Raw genomic sequence first — 18,661 nt, 5'->3', positions numbered from 1 at the left:
TCGGTCGCTGACCCCTCAAAGCAGCGATCCGAGCCCAGCGGGTTAGGCCGATCGCGCGGTTCGGCGAATCGGGTAGCCGTTGCGCTCGGCCAGGGAGCGCAGTTGGCGCAGCGCGAAGGTGCGTGCCCGGCCGGCTTCCGGAATCACCACGCCTGCCCACAGGCCTTCCGCGCCCGGGGACTCGACCGCGTCCCGGGCACACAGCCAGCGCCGCGGGCACGCCCGGCACAACACCTTGGCCTCGACGTCGGGACCCTTGCCGGGCACCAACGTCCAACGGTCAGGATCCTGCGTGCAGGCGCCGAGCTCCATGTTGTCCAGAGCTGTCGCGGTCATATCGCTGCGTTCCCTTCAGAAGCGTCGCATTTCCGAGCCCTACCGGCGATACGGTATAGCAGTAACCATTGCGCTGCAACAGTTAGATACGTCACTTCCGTGGCGGTTGCGGTTCGAGGGTTGTGCTGCGCTGCGTTGTTTGCTTTGGCAATCTGATCGGTGAAGGTTCGCAGCCTACCCGCAAGTACTCGCGCCGACCTGGGCATACGGGCGGGCCGCGGCCGCCCCGCCTGCGCGGTCGAACCGTAGCGACACCACAGTTCGATAGCGAAGCGACCCGCATGTCGGCAAGCCACCCTGTGACGAAAATATCAGCTGTAACCGTAGCGAAGTAATGACTTGTGGTGCCCGCGACGGTTAAGATCGCGGTTGATGTGGGCCTCCAGGGCCCTGCAGCGAGGAATGAACCCAGATGCCCCCTGCCCAGTCGGCCGCCCAACCCGCTCTGCTGATCGTGCACAGCGACGACACCTCACACGCGGTCGAACCCGGCCAGGGCGTTGTCACCATCGGCCGCGAGCCGGACGCCGACGTGCAGATCGACGATCCGACGATCTCGCAGGAGTACCTGCGGGCCGAATGCGCCGATGGGCAGTGGCGGATCGTCGACACCAGCCCGTCCGGCATGTTTGTCGACGGATCACGAACGACGTCGCTGCCCGTCACCGATAAGGCGACCGTCCGCTTCGGCGACCCCGCCACGGGCAAGGCGCTGACGTTCGAAGTCGTTAGGCCCTCCCGCCCCCACGAACCGCACCCTGACGACACGGACGAACACGCGGACCACTCCCCTGCCGACGCTGCCGATCCTGGACTGGCCCGCGCGGGAGCCGCCGCCGCGGCGCGCCGTCGCGAGCTCGACATCAGCCAACGCAGACTGGCGGCCGAGGGAATCATCAACGCGGGTGCGCTGATCGCTTTCGAAAAGGGCCGCAGTTGGCCGCGCGAACGGACCCGGGCCAAGCTCGAAGAGGTGCTGCAGTGGCCCGCCGGAACGATCGCACGGATCCGGCGAGGCGAACCGATCAACGGTGAAACCCACAGCGCCACAGTATTTCCCGCTGACACCGCATCGGCATCGAACGGTTCGGCGGCGCTGATCGCGCAAGCCGTCGCGGCCGGCGTGGATGGATGCCGGTTGGCCATCGCCGCGCTGCCCCCGGTCGACGCGCCTGGCTTCACCTTCCACCTCGCGGCGATCCTCGCCGACCTTCGCCAGCTCGAGGCGATCGCGGTGCAAGCCACCCACATCACCCGGATCACACCGGAATTCATCAAGGCGCTCGGCGCGGTGCGCCGCTACCACGAAGAGCTGATGCTGCTCGGCGCCAGCGCCCCCGGCGCCACGCTGGGACAGCGACTGTACGCGGCACGCCGGCGGGCCAACCTCTCCACCGAGGAGACAGCCCAAGCGGCCGGTGTCGCAGAGGAATTGATCGTTCACGCCGAGGCAGAGGAAGCGTTACCAGCAGCCGTCATCAAGGCGATCGAAGCGCTGATTACCCAGATCAGTTGAGGCTCACTTCTCGCAGAAATGGTCAGCGACACACGACCGAGCACTCGATGCCGGGTGCCCGCAAGATACGCCGATCAAGGGTAATGAGGTCCGCGCCGATTGCCTCGGCGAGTGCGACGTATGACGCATCGTAACTAGAGAGGTTGGCGCGTAGCTGCCACACCCGGGACGACAACAGTTCGTAGGGCCACAAGTCGACCGCCAGGTCGAGCAGATCGGCGTGGCTCTGAGCCGCTTGGTCGGCGCTAACCAGACCCGCGAGTTCATGTCGACGGATGATGTTGGCGCATTCGTAGGGGAGCAGCGCTGGCGCGAAAAGCTCGCTGCCCCTGAGACGGTCAGTAGCCCACTGCCCATCAGGCCCGGAGTCAAGGAGCAGGGCGACCACCGCCGATGCGTCGCAGACGACCCGAACCGTCATCCGCGATCGGCATCCTTTTCGGCCAGGATGCTGGCGGCATCCAGGCGCACACCGGTGGTCTGGACCCGAGCTCGCGCGCGTGAGATGACGTCGGCGGCGCAGGGCTTGTCCGCGGCGCTGACCAGCAGCCCGCGCAAGTATTCCTGTAGGGACTGGCCCGCCCTGGCGGCGCGCGCGGCGAGCTCGTCACGAACGTGAGCCGGGATGTCGCGGACCGTGATCGCCACCATGCAGGCATTTTAGCAGCAACAGTGCTGATATGCAGCCAGCCGTCGCTCCACCGGGCGTTGCGGTAACCGCGTCCGCAGCGGGAGGCTGGGGCACAAGCACTGTGGCGCTCACCAGACGATGGCCGCCATATCGCGATTGTCCGAGCACACACTGCGCACCGCGGCCTCGATGTCGGCGGCGGTGATGATCTGCAGATCTTCCACCGTCACAGGCTGGCCCGCACGCTTTTGGGCGACCACTCGAGTGTCGCGGAAGCCTTCGGCGCGTTCGACGACATTGCGGGCGAAGCGGCCGTTCTGCATAGCGTCGATGCCGTGCTGCCCACCGGGAGTGGTGTAGTTGCGGATGGTGCAGGCCGCGTCCAGGAAAGTCTTGCGCGCCGCCTCGTCGAAAAGGCTGGCGCGGGGTTCGGCGTAGCGACGCCCAATCTCGACGATCTCGGCCGGTGAATACGATTCGAAACGCAGCTTGCGGTTGAATCGGCCCGCTAAGCCCGGATTGACGGTAAGGAATTCGTCGACTTGATCCTCATATCCGGCTCCGATAAAACAAAAATCCAATCGGTGCGTCTCCAACTTGACCAGCAACTGGTTGACGGCCTCCATGCCGATCATGTCCGGCGTCCCGTCGTGGTGCCTTTCGACCAAAGAGTAAAACTCGTCCATGAAAATGATTCGCCCAAGCGACTTTTCGATTAATTCGTTGGTCTTCGGGCCCGACTCCCCGATGTAGTGGCCGCAGAAGTCCGAGCGGCGGACCTCCCGAATTTCGGGGTGCCGCACAATACCCATGCCGGCATAGATCTTGCCTAGCGCTTCGGCGGTGGTGGTCTTACCCGTGCCGGGTGGTCCCACCAACAGCATGTGATTGGTCTGTCCCTCGACCGGAAGGCCATGCTCTAAGCGCATCATTCGGACTTCAAGCTGATCTTCCAGCGCCGACACCGCTTGCTTGACCGCGGCGAGGCCCACTTGTCTGGCCAGCAGTTCGCGGCCCTCAGCCAGCAGTTCGGCGCGCCGGTCCGTCGCTGCGTCGTCGTCGATCTCATCGCGCGTCTTCGCCGTCGACGCGTCCCAGCGGTCCGTGCGGCTCGCGATCGTCTTCTCGTCGCTGATGACCAAGTGCAGGTTAGGGTCGGCCAGCGCGGCTTTGGCCGCCTCCGTCAGAACCCCGTTGATGGTGGCCTTGGACAGCCAGATCTGAGCCTTGTCCTCTTCCCGCAACTGACGGTGCACCATTCCGCGCACATACGCCAAGTCTGCGACGAGCAGCGGAATATCGGACGGACCGATCGACGCGGTCAGCACATCGGCGTCGAATCGGCCCGACGACTTCGTGTGCCCGATCACGTCGACGCGGTCCAGCCAGTCGAGCGCCACCCGACTCTGCCCGAGATGCGCCGCGGCGTGCGCCGCCAACGCGCAAATCGATGCGGTCACTGCGGCCATGACGATCGCCTGCGGCGGTAAATCTTCGGCAGCCGTCGACAAGACATCGGGCCAGCGCTGGGTGGCGTACATCAGGAAGGTTCGCGCCAGCTGGTGCCACTGATGGTTGCCCCACGAGTCCAACAGCTCACGGTTGGCCAGCAGTGCGTCGGCCTCGGCGTACTCCCCCGCAATCGTGAGCGCTGACGACAGCGCCAGTCCAACCTGGGATGCGTCGGTCACCGTGATTCCGATATAGGGGCCCAGCTGGATCTCGGCAGCCAGTGTTCGGCCGATGCGGGTGGTCTCGCGGTGCAGCCATTCGCGGCTGGCATTGAGGTGTTTCAGCGAGGTCAAATCGTTGTCGCCGCAGGCGATCCGGCCGAGCCACGCATCTGCCATCGACGGGTCCGCATCGGTGGCCGTGATGAATTCTGGCAACGCCGCCGCGGGCCCTTGGCGGGCCAGGGCCGCCATGGCGCGGTCGAAATGCCAACGCGCGCTAAGCAAATCCGCCACCGTGTCCACCCCAAACTACGTCGACAATACGACCGGCTCGAGGCTGACGTAGCGGTTCTCCGCCCGGAACAGGTCCATCTGAACCAGCCAGTTTTGGCCCGCCGCACTGACATTCACCGTCGCAGGGCCGACCTGCTCGATCGCCACCTCAAAACCATGCCTGTCTCTGTCAGGCAGCCTAGTACCGGACGGGGCAACGGTGATCACGGTGGGTGGCCGCGGCGTCGGCGCGATCCCGATATCGCCGATGTCTGCGAAAGCCGGGCCCGCATCGTGAGCGTCGTCGATGGCTGCCCTGCGCCGCGGTACGTATTCCACGACGCTCACCGTGGTACGCGGCGCGGGCCGTGACGTGTTGACGACGCTCAGCTCGGGCATCCTTACGCTCCCCCATCGTGCCGTGTCGTTGGTGTGCACAGTGACGCGCTCGCCGGTGCCGGCGACGCGGATCACGATTCGTTTGGCAATCGGATCATCCGCGGCCACAAACACGCGGGACAGCTCACCGCCGTCGGTGATCGGAATCATCAGCCGGTCCCCGTTGCTCAGTTTGCCGACCAACACACCCGACGGACCGATCTCGACAATCAGTTGCGCGGGAAGCGGGCTGCGCCTCAGCCCGCGCAGGTGCGGACGTGGTCCGCACATATTGGCCGCTGCCGCGGCCGCTTGCTCTCCGTTGAGCCGCCGCAGGATCACGCTCGGGGGCGTGGGCGCCTGTGTAGGGGTGCGCACGGTGATGGTCGCGGTGCATGTGGCGTCCGGATACAGCGTCACGTTCTGAATGATCTCGTCGGCTCGTAATGTCCACGCCTGCGCAAGAATTCGCGATGTGATCGCCTCCGGCGGATACGCGTACGTCGTCATCCACCCGGCTTCCCCGCGTACAGCTTTCCAGTTCTGTGTGCTACCGGCCACGGCGTCCGACCCGAGCCGACGATCGAGTTCGATCAGGTCGGTGGCGGTGGCCACCTTTGCGCGCAAGCCATGACAGCGCAACAATCCGGCGATGCGCTGGGCGATTGAGACCGCCGCCACGCCAACGGTGTTGCGCCACTGCAGCGCTTGCGTGTTGTCAAGCACTGGAAGGCGCATGAGCAGCCAGGTCTCACGGCGGCCGGCATATGGCGGAGTGCCGATCTCTGAGTCGTAGACCCGTGGATAGTCTCCGACGACGCCATGCCGGGATCCGAGCGTGATGACGGAGAGCGAATCCAGCCGCAGACCCAGCGCGTGATGCAGCATCGGGGCGATTTCGACGACGTCGATGACGTTGTCGGTCTCGACGGTGACCGATCCGGTCACCTTGGTGGCTCGATGCGCTCGACCAAGGAGCTGCACCGCTACCACTGCGGTGCCGTCTTGTACGCGGATCCCTCCCCCGGATCTATTGTTGGCCACCGTGATTGGGGTGTTCCAGCTGATCGGGCGTCGACCCCGCAACGCCAACACGGCCCACGACCATGCCGGCTGACCCCACCACGGCACAAATACCAGGGCCACGGCAACGACGACGGCGATCACCACGCCGATGTATCCGCCCAGCCACCAGCTCAGCAACGTGAGCAGGAATACCACCCAAACCCCGGCGACCCGCCGGTTGCTGCCGGGGCTGAACCCCGTCAGCGTGGAACTCATCGTGCCCTCCGCAGCAGTGCCGCAACCGCCACCGCGAGTACACCGCCGCACACGACGCCAACGAAGCCGAGTGCGATGTTGCGCGCCCGGTGGTCGGGGAGCGGAGCCGGCGTCGCGGGGGCGATGACACGGCTCTGAGCACCCGGCGGCAGCCGGTCGCCGGCAGGGATGTTGAACGTCAACGCGGCGACCGGATCGACCAGCCCGTAGCCCACCTTGTTGTCCACTCCCGCCGGGGGATTATGAGCGGACTGCACAATTCGGTTGATCACTTGATGTGCGCTCAGCTCAGGGTATTTCGCGCGGACGAGCGCCGCGACGCCACTGACGTAGGCGGCGGAGAAACTGGTGCCCCAAAACGGCATGTTCTTCTCGCCCGGCCGTGACGGCGGGTATGCGTTGACCGGCCCGCCGCCCTGCGGCGAAAGGCCCATGATGTGCGTTCCGGGAGCCGCGACACCGACCCAGGGGCCCGACATGCTCTTGTCGATCGCGGCGCCACTGCCGTCGACAGCACCCACCGACAGGACGTAGTCGGAGAACCACGACGGCGAGGAGACGACCTTGACCTGATGCCAGTCTCGTGGATCTGACGGATTCAGCGGGTCATACATCGGATTGTTGTCGCAGCCGGCTTCGCCGTCGTTGCCCGCGGCGGCGACGACCACCGCGTCCTTGACGGTGGCCGCATACCACAGTGCCGCGCCCAGCGCCCGCTGATCGGCGGGAGCGGCTGCCGGCAGGCAGGCGGTCACCGAAATGTTGATCACCTTCGCGCCCATGTTGGCCGCATGCACCACCGCGCGAGCCACGGTGTTCAGTGTCCCGGCTTTGACCTTCTCATCGGAATTCGGGTCTGCCGGAGGGGGATTGACTGGTTCGAACGCTCGTGACGACTGCCGGATCGAGATGATGGTTGCATGCGGCGCGACGCCGACCACCCCGTCGGGACCCCCCGGGGGCAGCGGCGGTACCGCGGGTTCGTCCTCGCTCTGCGGATCGGGTGGACCGTTGGACGGCGCCATCGCTCCCGGCGCGTCCGGCGGGGGCGGGGGAGGCGGAGGCGGTGGAACGATCTGGGTGATCGTGACTGGCGGCGGCGGTGGGGGAGGCGCGGGCGGGGGAGGGACCTCCACCGGTGGCGGCGGTGCCCCGACGGAAGGGGGTGGTCCGGCCGGTGGCGGGAAAGCCGGGGCGGCCGGCAACGGGCGCGGCATCGGCAGAATCCCTTGCGGCGCAGCCCCAATGATGGAACTCACGATCGTGCCGTGCGCGTCGCAATCGGACAGGCCATCCTCACCCATGATGTAGTCGCCGCCGGGCACGACCGGCAGTCGCGGGCTCGGGGTAACCCCGGTGTCGATGACCGCCACGGCCACACCGTTGCCGGTGCTGTAATCCCACGCCTTGGTGATGTTCAGCAGATTGAAGCCGGGCGCCATCTGCGCCACGTCGGGATTTCTCACCGTAATCGGCGCGGAGCAGCTGTTGGCGCGGCGCATCGGTTGCTCGGGGCGCGGCGGCCCATCCGGCGGTACCAGGGCCGGATCCACGGACGGTGGTGGAATGGCTTGTGCTGCAGTGATATTGGCCGAAAGGGCGGCCAGGCACAAGGCGGCCGTCACGGCGGGGACCCGGGTGACCGCACGCGCCAGTGACCGCGTTACTGACGCAGCCACGTGAACAGCCCTCCCAGAGCTGCCGCGGCCGGAAGCAACGCGATCATGGCCAGCACCTCAACCCATTCCACCGTCAATCGGATGAGCGGCCTAAACCGCGTCGCCGGTACCAAAAGAGCTGCGGCCAAACCCAATGCGGCGAAGCCCAGCACAGCCAGCGCGGGCCACGTCAAGCCGGACTGAACCTCTTTCGAGCTAGCAACCGCGTACTTGACGACCCCGGCGCAAACTGCGGCGCACGCCCCACAGACCAAGGCCACCGCTTGGTATTTGGCTGCGAATCCGCGTCCCTGGGTGATGAAGATGCCCACCGCCAATCCCGCCACCACCAGGGCCAACCACGCCAACGGGCGCCACGGCGTCAAGACCCCCCACACCGCGGCGGGGAGTAACAGCGACACCCCGCCGCATACTCCCACCTGTACCGCGTTGACCAGCCGTGCCGATGCGGCGATCGCGGTGCCGCGCGCCGTGATGTCCGTCAGCTCGTTATCTTCGTCTTCGGTTTCCTCCTCGCTGACCGGAGATACGGTATCGACGGGCATTCCCTCCCGGCGTGCGAACAAGTCGCGGCCGGTGATCGAGCCGAAGTGCGGTGGTCGTACCCGCGCGACCCATAACGCAATCGTGGGCGTCATCCTGACCAGGACGACCAGCCCTACGACCACGCAGATCGCCAAGACCTGTCCCGAAACGGGCCGAAACATCCGCACAAAGGCCACCGCGGCCAGGACTCCGCATACCGTCACTACCGCGGTCACTACCGCGGTCTGCCAACGGTTCTTGGTGACCGCACCAATCGCAACGGCGCCCAGAAGTATTACCACCAACCCAATCAGCGCATGGGCTGACCCGAGATGACCAGGGGGCGCGCAGGCACCGGCCACGGCAAGCGACACCACCGCCAGCCAAGCGAACCCGCTGAACATGTCGCGCCGCTGCTGCCACCCCCACCACACGACCGACGCTGCGACGACCAGAACGATGCCGATGCCGCCCACGACCACAGCCGGGATCAGACTGTCGGTAAACCCGCGTGCCCGCAGCGCCAGGGCAACCACCACACCGACCGCCATCGCGGTGACCGCGATCGCAGTGTGGGCGGCCGTCAGCGGCGTCACCGGCGCGAACATCCGGTCCCCGCCGTCTCGGCCCAGCCACTTGCCCATCGCCGCCAATCCTGTTGACAGCGACTCGTATTGGGGTTCGAACGACTCGCCATCCACCCGGGGCACCAGCACCAATGTGTCGCCGTCTTGAACCCCAAGCTCGTCGAGGCTCTTGTTGATGTCCAGGCGGACGCCGTTGATCTTGTGCAACTCATAGCTGCCGGCCGGCAGGGCGACCCCGTCGAACCCTTTGCGCTTCAGGTCGGCATCGAACAGCTCGACCATTCCCTCGAAGAACCCCTCCACCGGAATTCCGGCAGGGAAAACCTGCGAGCAAAGATGCTTCTCGTAAGAAATATTGACCGCACAGCGCGCCGGAAAGGCGACCTTATGCGGCGTTGTCACTGTGGCGCCCGCTCAGCATCGGGAATGTATTTGCCGGCCAATCCGGCCGTAATTTCGAAAAGCCGCAAACGCGACTTCTTTTTTAATTCGTGCACAGTGTCGATGATTCCCCCTTTGGCCAGGTGCGAATCAAACGGCATCACCTCGACAATCGCGCCGACCTTGGTGAACCGCTCGGTCAAGTAGGCCAGAGCGTCCTTGTCGGTGATGTCGTCGGTGTGGTTGATGATCACGGTGCTGTGGGAGACCAGCTCGTGGTATCCCTGCGACCTGAGGTAGTCCACGGCTCGCAGCACCGGACGAGAGCGGTCGGCGGTGATACCCGATACGAACACCAGAGTGTCGGTGGCCTCCAGCACCGGTTTCATCACGTCATGCTCGAGGTCGGGCGAGGTATCGACGACGATCACGGTGTGGGTTCTCCGCAGCCGCGACAACACCCCGGAGAACATCGCCGGCACCAGTGGTCTGGGCTGGTCCGAAGTGCGATTTCCGGCAAGCACGTCTAGGCCGACCGGGTTTTGTCCCAGATGTTCGCGGATGTCTGCGTAACCCTGGACGTCGGTGTCGTTGATGATGGCGGTGTAGTCGCCCGGCGGCGATTCGTCGATCCGGTCAGCCAGCGTCCCGAACCCGGGAACCGCGTCGATCGCGATGACGTTCTCCGGCCGGCACTCTCGGAACACCCCGCCGATGCAAGCGGCCATCGTCGACACCCCAACGCCGCCCTTACCGGAGACGAGTGTAATGACGTACTGCCGCCGGATATGCCGGCGGATACGCTCCTGTAGATTGCGGTAATGCCGTTCACTGGGTGATTCGCCCAGATTTAGTTTGTGAAATGTCGTGTTATAAATGAATTTGCGCCAGCCCGAGCCAGGGGGAATCTTTCTCGGTGCCGCAAGATCGGTAATGCGCATGGTATCGGATACCGAATCACGGAAGTGCCGCCCCGCCGGATCCCCCCGACCGAGTGCACCCTCGTCCGAGATATTCGGGTCATTCCAAGGGCTGGTCACGATCGCGATGCTAACACGATTTCAGATATCACGTTTACGCGCTCACTCTTCGTCAAGTTCATTACGAGTATGTAATTCCAAAACAATGGCTACTAAGTTTGTTGGTTTCGTCCGGTCAGACGACGCGTCGGTAGGAATACCACTCCTCGCCGGCGGGCAAGCACCGGATCAGGCGTTGGACCGCCCCGCTGATGTCACTGAGCGAGCCGGGGGAGAGGACTTGGTAACGCCGCTTACCCGACATCACGCTTTCTACGCAAACGCGGCCGGCCGGCGTGTCGACGATGGCCACCGTCGAATCGCCAACGACTGTGCGCGCCATACGTTCTGAGCCGATACCGGCCTGCAGCGCCACGATGGCTGCCTGTGCAGAGCGGGCGGGATCGGCGGCCATGGTGACGATCTGTAGTTGGTCGACATCGAGGTGCTGGTCGAGCAGAAACAACCGCAGGCTGGCGGCGTCGTGTACTGATTTTTGGAGTTCCTCGGTGTCCACGGTGACGGGCCGCAGCGGCGCCGCTTCGGCAACGCCACACAGCCGCTCGACTTGACCTACCACCAAATCACTGGCCGCGGTGGAATCGTTAGCCGTTCCGGCCGGGTAAAGCCGCAACAGCTCGCCGCAGCGCTCCAACACCACCCACCAACTGGCGAATCGGCAGATGGCCGCGCGTGCGGGCTCCCGGCCCGGGACGTTGATGTATACCAATAGCCCCAGATCGCGTCGCAGAAGTACGGTGAGCCACTCGCGGATCATCGGGTCCGCGTCGCCGGACTCGTCGAGCGCACCGACCGCAGTCAGCTCAGCAGCGACCGGGTGGCTAAGCGCCCGCTCGCGGGTGTCCAGTCGCGGCAGCAGGGGCCGCAACCCCAATTCGGGGCAGGTCTGCTCCACCCCGGTCACCGCTTGCAACACCCACAAACCATCGACTGTTGTTGTCAGCATGGCGATTTCACCTCAATGCCCGAAGGTGGGGCATACGCGCGGCGGACGCGCAGCTGCCCCACCTCGAAACCCGCCACCAGCGCGCACACTCGGCGCTGGCGGGGGCGACCCGGCCTAGAACAGACCGCTGATGTGGTTGTCGGTTGCGATCGCGTCGCCGAGCACCTGGGTAGTCGTCTGACCGTGCTGGTGCACCGTTTCGATCAGACCACGCAGGCCCGACAGCATCTGGTTTTGGGCGTCGAAGAACCCCGCCGCGCCTTTACCGGCGAAGAACTCCTGTAGCGCATTGGTCAGGCGGGCGGTATCTGCGTGAATTGCCTCGAGTTGACTTGCGCGGGAACCCACATCTGTGGCGAAGTCGGATACTGCTGCAGGGTTATAGGTAATAATCGGGTTTGACATTGTGTACGTCCTTTCGGGGTCAGGTCAGAATTAGGCGCTCTGGGCGCCGCCGCCGAACAAAGCGTGAAAAGCGGTTTGCGAGTGGCTTTCGTGGCCTTCCATTAGGGCTGCGGCCTGCTTGAGGCCTTCCGCGAGGCGCGTTCCGCCCATGAGCACCTTGTTCAAATCGCCGGTGACCTCGGTCGCCGTCATATGCGATGCGACCACGCCGGCACCCGACCAGGTCGACGGGTTCATTACGTTTTCTTGGTTATCGAGATAGCCCTTGGCGATTCCGAGCGCGTGCTCCATATTCGCGTGAATGGCGTCTGCGGTACTCCGCAAAACGTTTGCGTCAACTGTGATTGATGCGTCTGACACGATACAAATTCTCCTATTCCGGCTGGCCATTCCCCTTTGGCCCCGACGGATCTCCCCGGGGTATGGGTCGAGTGTATGGTGACTCCTCAGATGTGTCGATTCACCCCCTGAACTGGGGTTTTAGGCCCTATCGTCGACGACGCGCACCGTCGTGGGCTGCTCGGACTTGCCGTGGGATGCGCGATGTCCCCCGGCTGCCGCGCCCACCGGCATACCGCCGATCGGGGCGCCGCTGGTCGTTGTTGTCGGCGGGCGGAAGGCTTCCGCTCCCAGCGCTCCGCTTGGCCGCAGCCCCACCGGCCGGCCGCTGCTGCCGGGCTCAAAGGCACTGACCGGGCGGGTAAAGCTGGTCAACGGCACGCCCGCGCCGCCCAGGGCCGCCCCGCCGCCAGTCCCGGCCGAAGCCCCCGCCTCGGCGGCCGAGATTGCACCGGTCGTAGAGAGGGCAGAACTCGCCGGCAACGCCCCGCCCATCCCCATGGCACCCGGATTGGCGAACATGCCCACCATCGACTGCAGCGGCTGCATCGCGCTCATCGGCGCCTGCAGCAGACCGGAGGACGACTGCAGCACCTGGGGCGCGGTTCCGAGCATCGACTGGGCCGGCTGCATGAATGTGCTGAGCTGGCTGGTGAGGCCGTCGCCCGCGCCGGCCGACTGACCCGCGCCACTTGTGCCGGCCTGCACGCCCTGAAATGCCGAGCGCATCCCGTCGCCGGCCGCGGTGTCTGCCGCCGACTCGCCGATGGCCGAGGCGGCCTGTGCCGGTGCTGCTGGCGAGGCGCCCATGCCCGCGACCGGCGGCGGAATTGCCAAGCTTTCGGCCAACCCCGCAAGGATCCCGCCGTAGGTAGCGCCGACCGCCGAATTGTTGGGCCACATCGAGCCGTAGTACTCCAGCTCCAGCGAGGTAATGCGCGGTGTCAACGTCCACAGCACGCTGGGATTGGCAATGTAGTCGGCAGCGCATTCAGTGCGGTTTCCGACGCACTCGGGGGCGGGGCGCATGGCGGCGTTGGCCGTCTCGAATGCCGAAATCGCTGTCGCCACCACCGCCGGCTTGACGTCTACCCATCCCGCAAGACCGTGCAGCGAAGCGTTGAGCATGGTGACGCTGCTAGCCGATGTCGCGGAGCCCCCGCCTAGCCAGCTCGCCGAGGTTGCCGCGGTGTTGATTGCCGACGCAATGCCCGCGGCGTGGTGGGTCGCACCCAAGGTCTGCCATGCGGTTTGGTTGGCCACGTGCGTTCCGACCCCGGTCCCGGCCTTGAGCACCGTGTCGTTGGCTTCGGGTGTGCGCGAGGCCCAGCCCGGATCCGGCATGCTGGAGTCGCCCTACAGCCCGATGGCTCCCGTGCGGGCCGCCTCGGTGGCCACATATACCCCCGAAGCGAGACCCTGAGCGCCGGCGAACAATCCGCGCTGGGCCGCGTGCTCGGAGACCGCAGCCAGGTAGCTGCCGCCGCATGCGTTGAGCGCTGCAGAGAACATCACCGAGTCAGCGTCGGCGCCCATGGGGGTCGTTCCTAGCAGGACGGGCGCGGCCGCCGAGGCCGCGGCCTCGGTTTCCGCGCTGATGGCCGACTCCGCGGCCGCCGACCCCAAAACCGCCTCTGATTGCACAGACCACGTCATCTTTGTCCCTCCGAGATCCCACCCAAGAAACGCGTCAGTGAGCCAGTGTAGTGCGCGGCGCCCGACCGTGTATTCCACCGAAAGCCGAGGCCCGGCAGTTCAGCCCTCCCGATGGCTCCAGCTGCACAGTCGCGCCGCGATCTCGGCAAGGTCGGGAATTGCACCGCTGGCCACCCCGATCACCAAGTCGAAGCGCTCGTCCTCGGGCGCACTAATCCACTGTGCGTTGATGGCGAGGAATGTCCGGCAGGCTGTCCACGCCAGCCGCTTATTGCCGTCGACCAGCGCGTGGTTCCGCAACAGCGAGTGCAGTAGCGCGGCCGCCTTCAGGTGGAGATGCGGGTAGGCGTCCTGGCCGAATACGGAGGCGCGGGGCCGCGCGAGCGCCGATTCAAGCAAGCCATAGTCCCTGACCACGACGTCTCGTCCCACGGCCGCTCGGGCAATTTCCAGGAGATCTTCGAGGTCCAGGTAGTCGGTCATGCGTCCTTAAGGCGCTCCAAAACCCCGGCCTCCTCGCGGATCACGCGCTCCAGCGCCGTGGCGATTTTGGCCTTGTGCGCCCGCCGCGCGATGTATTCGTCGATGGCCGAAAGTGCGACAGCCTGCATCGACCGCCCTTCGGACGCGGCCTGCCGACGCAGCGCTTCCGCCTGGTGCTCACTGGGCCGCAGAGTCATTCCCACGAGTCGCGACGATACCAGATTGATACCACGACGACCTCGCTACCGGCGTGGTCGCAACACCGGCGTGACAAGCACGCCGTTGTCTAGGTAACTTTCGAGGTTGCGGATCGCGAGCAATGCCATCGCCCGGCGGGTGCGCGCGGTGGCGCTGCCGATGTGCGGGAACAGCACCACGTTGTCCAGGCCGAACAGTTCGGTCGGCACACGCGGTTCGTCGGCGAAGACGTCCAACCCCGCCCCGGCCAGGCCACCGCCGGCGAGCAACTCCACCATCGCGTCCTGGTCCACCACGCTGCCGCGCGCAATGTTGATCAGGTACCCCTCGGGGCCCAACGCCTCCAGCACGCGGCGATCGACGAGGTGCCGCGTCTTCGGATCGCCCGTCGTCGCGACGACCAGAACGTCGACCGACTCGGCCAACTCCAGCGGGGACTCCGCGTAACGGTACGGCGACCCCTCGACCCGGTGGCGGTTGTGATAGGCGATGGCACAGTCGAATCCGAGCAACCGGGTGGCGATGGCCGATCCGATCCGGCCCAGGCCCAAGATGCCGACCTGCAGGCCGCTGACATCCCTGGCGTAAGGGAATGGCCCATCGCTGACCCACCTGGCCGCCCGCACGTAGCGGTCGGCCGCGCCAAAATGGCGCAGCGCCATCAGGATTAGCCCCAGGGCGGTATCGGCGACGGTGTCGGACAGCACGTCCGGCGTGTTGCTCACCCCGATGCCCCGGCGCTCGGCCGCGTCGAGATCGATCGTGTCCACGCCGGCGCCGTTGTTGACGATCGCCTCCAGGTTGGGCAGCGCGGCAATGAGATTGGCGTCGACACCCGGGGGGCCTGACGTCACCGCGACGCGAAACTCGGCCCCGTGCTTGCGCAGGAATTCGGCCCGCGGGGGACCGTCGGGAAGCTCGCGGATGTCGTAACGCGCGCGCAGTTCGGCTTGGAACGTCGGTTCCCACGTACCGATCAACAGCACGTCGGCTTTCTTCACTGCCACGCCGAGATCAGCCTCCAAACGTGTTGCTAGACAACCACGTTAAGGGCGTGGTTGGAATGGTCGGCGCACCCGGCGGATGATGGCGCGGGGCCTCCCCACCGCGCCGAGCAGAAGTCCGGGCACTCAGGCCGAGGAGGCACGGAAGGCGATGCTAGGCGGACCTCGACACCTCGGTCACGTCAGGGGCTTCCAGGTGTCCCAGCTCTTGCCGAAGTCAAGAGCTTTTTTCGGGACCGTGGCGACGCTGATGATCTCGCGGAAGTGGTCTTGCCAACCCCACCAGTCGCCGACATGGAAGACGCGTTGGAACCAGCTGATCTGATAACCGTGCGGGATCACCTCGCCCTTGCTCTCCGGGGCGAACACGGCGATGGCCAACATGCCGATCACCGACGACGCCGGAAGCTGGATCTTCCCCTCCCGCCAAATGTGCACCCCCGAGGCGCGCGGCCCGGGCGGCGTCAGCTCGAACCCGTTGGGCAGCTCTTCCTTGTGACCGTGGCCGTACCGGTGAATGCCGTACATGACGTCGGCGATATCGGGACGCTTGTCGGGCAGATCGGACTCCACCTCGATCGGGAAGCGCGTCTCATCCCAGTCGATACCCTGCGCCGTCATCGCCCCGAAGATGTCCAGCGCGTCCCGCACGGTGCGCTTGAACTGGGTGGCCACCCCCTTCCGCGGATACCGCGCATTGCCGATCGCATCCACGGCGTTGCAGGCGTGCAGCATGGACGCGTCCCACTCCTTGCCTTCCCAGCTGTTGAGTGAGCGCCTGACCTCATTGGAGACTTTCACACCAGAGAGGCTAACGGTGTCATGCCGGCTCGCGCGGCCGACCTGCCAAAGCCGCTGCGATTAGCCCCGCGTTTCGATGAGCCCCAACGCCCGCTCGAACAGGTGCACCGTGGCCGCGTGCAGCTGGTCGCCGACTTCCTTCTCGGCCTGGCCCGCGCACGCTCGGGCCAGCGTGCCCTCGATGACGATGCCGAGCTTGAAGCAGGCCAACACCGTGTACCAGGCGATGTGCGACAAATCGCGAACCGTGTTGGCGGCGTACCGCTCCAGCAGCTCGTCGGTGCTGGCCAGTCCCTCCTGACCGCCGAGGGCGTGGCTGAACACCGCCGACCCGTCGGACTGGCGCCAGGTGGCCAACAGCCAGCCCAGGTCCAGCAGCGGGTCGCCGATGGTGCACATCTCCCAGTCGACGATGGCGACCACTTCCGGCCCGGTGCGGGAGAACATCACGTTGGCGGCGTGGTAGTCGCCGTGCATGATGCCCGGCATCCAGTTCGACGGCCGGTGCTCTTCCAGCCACCCGGCGACCTGCTCGATCCCGGGAATCTGCGGCCCGGGGTAGCCCTCGTACTGCTGATAGGACTCCAGCTCCGAAAGCCAGCGCGGCACTTGGCGTTCCAGAAAGCCGTCCGGTTTGCCGAAATCGGCCAGACCGACGGCGACGTGGTCGACGGCGCCCAGCTTGGCCAGCGCGTCGGCCATCGACAGCCCCATCCCGTGCCGCACGCCGGCATCGCCCGCATGCAGTGCGGGCAGTGCCTCGCCGGCGTTGAAGCCGTCGATCGGGTCCATCAGATAGAAGACCGCGTCGCCGAGCACGCTGGTGTCCTCGCACGTGGCGATCAGGTGCGGGTGCGGTACATCGGAATCGGCCAGCGCGGCAAGGACTTTGGTTTCGCGCAGGATCACGGTGTTGCTGCGGGTGCGCAGATGCCGCGGCCCGCGCCGCAGCACGTAGTCCCGTCCCGACCTGGTGAACCGCAGCATCACGTTTTGCGTCCCGCCGGTGACTGCGGAAACATCCTCTAGCGGTCCTTCGCCGAGCCCCTGCTCGGACATCCAGTCGGCGACGGCTTTGAGGTCGACGGGCTCCATGAACGTCAGCCCTTGGCGTGCGGCGTGTAGCGGATGGTCTGCGCGCAAATCATCCCGTCCCGGAAAACGAAGGTGTCGACGCCGTCGTCGACCCGGTGCACCGCCGAATCGGCGGCCCACTCGAGAAACAACAGGTCGCCCTCGAAGACTTGGGTTTTCAGGTCCCAGGCCGCGTTCGGCAGGTCGTCGAGCAGCTTGGCGAACACCTTCCGGACGCCGTCCTTGCCGTGCGCGACACCGGCCGAGGTGATCACCACGCAGCCGTCGGCGTAGTCGGCGACGATCTCGTCGAGGTCGCCCGCCGCCAGCGCCTTGCCGTGGTGGGCGAATACTTCTTGCGGCGCGCGTGTCATGGGCAATCCTCCGCAACCTGTGGGGTGTCTGGAAAAAGCCTAGGCCACCGGCTTGGAGCGGCATCCTCGGACGGCGGCTGGAAGAATAGTGCGCGGAACTAAATTTCTGGCTGCGAAGGGACTGGCGATGCCGCGTACCGACAACGATTCCTGGGACATCACGCAAAGCGTCGGGGCCACCGCGCTGGGTGTCGCCGCCGCGCGTGCCGCGGAGACCGAGAGCGAACACCCGCTCATCAACGACCCCTTCGCCCGGGTATTCGTCGACGCGGCGGGGGAGGGGATGTGGAGCATCTACGCCAACCCCACGCTGATGGCCAAGGCGACGGAGACCGAACCGGAGCTCGGAGCCCGCCTCCAGCTGATGACCGACTTCATGGCCATCCGCACGGCGCTGTTTGACGAATTCTTTCTCGGCGCGGCCGATGCCGGCGTTCGGCAGGTGGTGATCCTCGCGTCCGGCCTGGACGCACGCACCTGGCGGCTGCCCTGGCCGGACGGCACCGTCGTCTACGAGCTGGATCAACCCAAGGTGTTGGACTTCAAGACGACAACGCTTGAACAGCATGGCGCACACCCGGCGGCGAGGTTGGTGACCGTCCCGATTGACCTGCGCCAGGATTGGCCAAAGGCTTTGCAGGAAGCGGGTTTTGACGCATCACAACCGACAGCATGGTCGGCCGAGGGTCTGGTGCGCTACCTGCCAGCCGAGGCCCAGGATCTGTTGTTCGAGCGCATCCACTCGCTGAGCGCCGAGGGCAGTTGGCTGGCTTCCAACGTCCCTGCTGCGGGTTTCACCGATCCCGACGTGGTGCGGCGCCAGCGTGAGGAGATGCGGCGACTGCGGGCCGCGGCCGCCACACTCTTCGACACCGAGGTAACTGACTTCGACGACCTCTGGTATCCCGAGGAACGCACACCCGTCGACGCATGGCTCCGCGAACGTGGCTGGGACGTCTCGGCGGTGACCTTCCCCGAGCTGATGGCTCGCTATGACCGCACCATTCCCGACGGCGCCGAAGCCACAATGCCGCCAACCCTTTTCGTGACTGCCCAACGGCGTGGTTGACGCGCGGGAACC

General features: G+C 65.8%; 21 protein-coding genes. 2 read left to right on the top strand and 19 right to left on the bottom strand.

Features of this window, described 5'->3' with window-relative positions; translation table 11 throughout:
• Positions 1–42: 42 nt before the first annotated feature.
• Positions 43–336 (bottom strand): WhiB family transcriptional regulator, encoded by a 294-nt coding sequence (locus G6N66_RS25955; protein WP_085236729.1) that lies wholly within the window; start codon positions 334–336, stop codon positions 43–45.
• Positions 337–748: 412 nt separating this feature from the next.
• Here G6N66_RS25955 and espM point away from each other — a divergent pair, with 412 nt between their 5' ends.
• On the top strand, positions 749–1,852 hold the full coding sequence (espM, locus tag G6N66_RS25950; protein WP_085236730.1) for an ESX-1 type VII secretion system transcriptional regulator EspM: 1,104 nt from the start codon (positions 749–751) through the stop codon (positions 1,850–1,852).
• Positions 1,853–1,874: 22 nt separating this feature from the next.
• On the opposite strand, the gene G6N66_RS25945 is transcribed toward espM, so the two are convergent.
• From G6N66_RS25945 to G6N66_RS25860, 18 genes are all read right to left on the bottom strand, one after another.
• Positions 1,875–2,273 (bottom strand): type II toxin-antitoxin system VapC family toxin, encoded by a 399-nt coding sequence (locus tag G6N66_RS25945; RefSeq protein WP_085236732.1) that lies wholly within the window; start codon positions 2,271–2,273, stop codon positions 1,875–1,877.
• Complete coding sequence (locus G6N66_RS25940; RefSeq protein WP_085236734.1) at positions 2,270–2,503, bottom strand: FitA-like ribbon-helix-helix domain-containing protein; 234 nt, start codon at positions 2,501–2,503, stop codon at positions 2,270–2,272. The genes G6N66_RS25945 and G6N66_RS25940 overlap by 4 nt, the downstream gene beginning before the upstream one ends.
• A 108-nt stretch (positions 2,504–2,611) precedes the next feature.
• The gene (gene eccA / locus G6N66_RS25935; RefSeq protein WP_232079562.1) at positions 2,612–4,408 is read right to left on the bottom strand and encodes a type VII secretion AAA-ATPase EccA; all 1,797 of its coding nucleotides are present in this window, start codon (positions 4,406–4,408) and stop codon (positions 2,612–2,614) included.
• Positions 4,409–4,465: 57 nt separating this feature from the next.
• Positions 4,466–6,088, bottom strand: a complete 1,623-nt coding sequence (gene eccE / locus G6N66_RS25930; protein WP_085236736.1) for a type VII secretion protein EccE — start codon at positions 6,086–6,088, stop codon at positions 4,466–4,468.
• Entirely contained in the window at positions 6,085–7,743 is a 1,659-nt protein-coding gene (gene mycP, locus G6N66_RS25925) for a type VII secretion-associated serine protease mycosin (protein WP_163645974.1), read from the bottom strand. Before mycP ends, eccE begins: the two co-directional genes overlap by 4 nt.
• Before the next feature lie 8 nt (positions 7,744–7,751).
• On the bottom strand, positions 7,752–9,281 hold the full coding sequence (gene eccD, locus G6N66_RS25920) for a type VII secretion integral membrane protein EccD (protein WP_085230954.1): 1,530 nt from the start codon (positions 9,279–9,281) through the stop codon (positions 7,752–7,754).
• A complete protein-coding gene (locus G6N66_RS25915) occupies positions 9,278–10,300 on the bottom strand; it encodes a MinD/ParA family ATP-binding protein (RefSeq protein ID WP_085230953.1) in 1,023 nt (340 codons plus the stop codon). Before G6N66_RS25915 ends, eccD begins: the two co-directional genes overlap by 4 nt.
• 115 nt (positions 10,301–10,415) lie before the next feature.
• On the bottom strand, positions 10,416–11,246 hold the full coding sequence (locus G6N66_RS25910; RefSeq protein ID WP_085230952.1) for an ESX secretion-associated protein EspG: 831 nt from the start codon (positions 11,244–11,246) through the stop codon (positions 10,416–10,418).
• Between the two features lie 114 nt (positions 11,247–11,360).
• Entirely contained in the window at positions 11,361–11,651 is a 291-nt protein-coding gene (locus G6N66_RS25905; protein WP_085230951.1) for a WXG100 family type VII secretion target, read from the bottom strand.
• A gap of 30 nt (positions 11,652–11,681) precedes the next feature.
• Positions 11,682–12,041, bottom strand: coding sequence for a WXG100 family type VII secretion target (locus G6N66_RS25900; RefSeq protein ID WP_085230950.1), 360 nt, complete (start codon positions 12,039–12,041; stop codon positions 11,682–11,684).
• A gap of 90 nt (positions 12,042–12,131) precedes the next feature.
• A complete protein-coding gene (locus G6N66_RS25895) occupies positions 12,132–13,334 on the bottom strand; it encodes a PPE family protein (RefSeq protein WP_085230949.1) in 1,203 nt (400 codons plus the stop codon).
• 12 nt (positions 13,335–13,346) lie between these two features.
• On the bottom strand, positions 13,347–13,646 hold the full coding sequence (locus G6N66_RS25890; RefSeq protein WP_085230957.1) for a PE domain-containing protein: 300 nt from the start codon (positions 13,644–13,646) through the stop codon (positions 13,347–13,349).
• Between the two features lie 99 nt (positions 13,647–13,745).
• Positions 13,746–14,129 (bottom strand): type II toxin-antitoxin system death-on-curing family toxin, encoded by a 384-nt coding sequence (locus G6N66_RS25885; protein ID WP_085230948.1) that lies wholly within the window; start codon positions 14,127–14,129, stop codon positions 13,746–13,748.
• Entirely contained in the window at positions 14,126–14,332 is a 207-nt protein-coding gene (locus tag G6N66_RS25880) for a CopG family transcriptional regulator (protein WP_085230947.1), read from the bottom strand. The genes G6N66_RS25885 and G6N66_RS25880 overlap by 4 nt, the downstream gene beginning before the upstream one ends.
• A gap of 39 nt (positions 14,333–14,371) precedes the next feature.
• Complete coding sequence (locus tag G6N66_RS25875) at positions 14,372–15,334, bottom strand: 2-hydroxyacid dehydrogenase (protein ID WP_085230946.1); 963 nt, start codon at positions 15,332–15,334, stop codon at positions 14,372–14,374.
• A gap of 174 nt (positions 15,335–15,508) precedes the next feature.
• Positions 15,509–16,132 (bottom strand): hypothetical protein, encoded by a 624-nt coding sequence (locus G6N66_RS25870; protein ID WP_085230945.1) that lies wholly within the window; start codon positions 16,130–16,132, stop codon positions 15,509–15,511.
• 60 nt (positions 16,133–16,192) lie between these two features.
• The gene (locus G6N66_RS25865; protein ID WP_085230944.1) at positions 16,193–17,227 is read right to left on the bottom strand and encodes a phosphotransferase family protein; all 1,035 of its coding nucleotides are present in this window, start codon (positions 17,225–17,227) and stop codon (positions 16,193–16,195) included.
• 5 nt (positions 17,228–17,232) lie between these two features.
• Positions 17,233–17,580 (bottom strand): nuclear transport factor 2 family protein, encoded by a 348-nt coding sequence (locus tag G6N66_RS25860; RefSeq protein WP_085230943.1) that lies wholly within the window; start codon positions 17,578–17,580, stop codon positions 17,233–17,235.
• Positions 17,581–17,707: 127 nt separating this feature from the next.
• Here G6N66_RS25860 and G6N66_RS25855 point away from each other — a divergent pair, with 127 nt between their 5' ends.
• Entirely contained in the window at positions 17,708–18,649 is a 942-nt protein-coding gene (locus G6N66_RS25855) for a class I SAM-dependent methyltransferase (RefSeq protein WP_085230942.1), read from the top strand.
• Positions 18,650–18,661 lie beyond the last annotated feature (12 nt).

Origin of the sequence: Mycobacterium conspicuum (genome assembly GCF_010730195.1) — a bacterium.
Taxonomy (GTDB): Bacteria; Actinomycetota; Actinomycetes; order Mycobacteriales; family Mycobacteriaceae; genus Mycobacterium; species Mycobacterium conspicuum.
The sequence above is the reverse complement of the archived record's forward strand: the minus strand, read 5'-3'. Positions and strand labels throughout refer to the sequence as shown.

Excerpts from the sequence above, each read along its gene's own strand:
- G6N66_RS25955 (WP_085236729.1), bottom strand. The coding sequence starts at position 336 with ATGACCGCGACAGCTCTGGACAACATGGAGCTCGGCGCCTGCACGCAG.
- espM (WP_085236730.1), top strand. The coding sequence starts at position 749 with ATGCCCCCTGCCCAGTCGGCCGCCCAACCCGCTCTGCTGATCGTGCAC.
- G6N66_RS25945 (WP_085236732.1), bottom strand. The coding sequence starts at position 2,273 with ATGACGGTTCGGGTCGTCTGCGACGCATCGGCGGTGGTCGCCCTGCTC.
- G6N66_RS25940 (WP_085236734.1), bottom strand. The coding sequence starts at position 2,503 with ATGGTGGCGATCACGGTCCGCGACATCCCGGCTCACGTTCGTGACGAG.
- eccA (WP_232079562.1), bottom strand. The coding sequence starts at position 4,408 with ATGGCGGCCCTGGCCCGCCAAGGGCCCGCGGCGGCGTTGCCAGAATTC.
- eccE (WP_085236736.1), bottom strand. The coding sequence starts at position 6,088 with ATGAGTTCCACGCTGACGGGGTTCAGCCCCGGCAGCAACCGGCGGGTC.
- G6N66_RS25910 (WP_085230952.1), bottom strand. The coding sequence starts at position 11,246 with ATGCTGACAACAACAGTCGATGGTTTGTGGGTGTTGCAAGCGGTGACC.
- G6N66_RS25905 (WP_085230951.1), bottom strand. The coding sequence starts at position 11,651 with ATGTCAAACCCGATTATTACCTATAACCCTGCAGCAGTATCCGACTTC.
- G6N66_RS25900 (WP_085230950.1), bottom strand. The coding sequence starts at position 12,041 with ATGGCCAGCCGGAATAGGAGAATTTGTATCGTGTCAGACGCATCAATC.
- G6N66_RS25895 (WP_085230949.1), bottom strand. The coding sequence starts at position 13,334 with ATGCCGGATCCGGGCTGGGCCTCGCGCACACCCGAAGCCAACGACACG.
- G6N66_RS25890 (WP_085230957.1), bottom strand. The coding sequence starts at position 13,646 with ATGACGTGGTCTGTGCAATCAGAGGCGGTTTTGGGGTCGGCGGCCGCG.
- G6N66_RS25885 (WP_085230948.1), bottom strand. The coding sequence starts at position 14,129 with ATGACCGACTACCTGGACCTCGAAGATCTCCTGGAAATTGCCCGAGCG.
- G6N66_RS25865 (WP_085230944.1), bottom strand. The coding sequence starts at position 17,227 with ATGGAGCCCGTCGACCTCAAAGCCGTCGCCGACTGGATGTCCGAGCAG.
- G6N66_RS25860 (WP_085230943.1), bottom strand. The coding sequence starts at position 17,580 with ATGACACGCGCGCCGCAAGAAGTATTCGCCCACCACGGCAAGGCGCTG.
- G6N66_RS25855 (WP_085230942.1), top strand. The coding sequence starts at position 17,708 with ATGCCGCGTACCGACAACGATTCCTGGGACATCACGCAAAGCGTCGGG.